Raw genomic sequence first — 652 nt, 5'->3', positions numbered from 1 at the left:
GGCGGTTGAAATTGAAGCCCTGCGTTCGTTTACCTACCGTGTTGCCTGGATGGTCGATCAAGAGAGGAAGGTAATAAAAGAAGCCGCCATGCTTAAGCTCTATGGTTCAGAGGTGTACAACCGCGTTGCCGATAAGGCTGTGCAAATTCACGGCGGACTTGGCTATATTGCCGACTACCCGGTCGAACGTTTTTATCGCGATGCACGGATTACGAGAATTTATGAGGGAACATCGGAGATTCAGAAAAATATTATTGCCTCGCAATTAGAAAAAGAATACAGCTAAACTATTTTTTTAGAAAAAGAGGGGGATAGGATGAATGATATTGTCATTTTAAGTGCCGTTCGGACACCAGTTGGCAGATATGGTGGATCATTAAAAGATCTTAATTCCGGACATCTTGGCGATCTTTATCGAGGAGGCGATTAAAAGCAGGGATTCTAGCCAGTCAAGTCGACGAAGTGATTTTGGAAGAAGTGAGGCAGTCAACTGAATCCTCCAATGTGGCTAGAGTGGCTGCCTTAAGAGCGGGAGTGCCTGACACCACAACAGCTTTTACGATCAAGTATTTAATGAAGATGAGCATCCCAGACCAGACACTTCGATTGAATCACTAACCAAGCTGAAACCGGTATTTAAAGAAAATGGCAC

At 44.3% G+C, this 652-nt stretch carries 2 protein-coding genes; both read left to right on the top strand.

The annotated features are described in order from the left end of the window. The coding region (locus V7659_RS17745) for an acyl-CoA dehydrogenase family protein (RefSeq protein WP_335541130.1) at positions 1 to 286 on the top strand (286 nt) is incomplete at its 5' end. Positions 287 to 462: 176 nt separating this feature from the next. Then, the gene (locus tag V7659_RS17740; RefSeq protein WP_335541129.1) at positions 463 to 618 is read left to right on the top strand and encodes a hypothetical protein; all 156 of its coding nucleotides are present in this window, start codon (positions 463 to 465) and stop codon (positions 616 to 618) included. Positions 619 to 652 lie beyond the last annotated feature (34 nt).

It is taken from the genome of Neobacillus drentensis (assembly GCF_036966985.1).
Taxonomy (GTDB): Bacteria; Bacillota; Bacilli; order Bacillales; family Cytobacillaceae; genus Neobacillus; species Neobacillus drentensis_E.
This window is presented reverse-complemented; position numbering and strand designations above follow the sequence as displayed.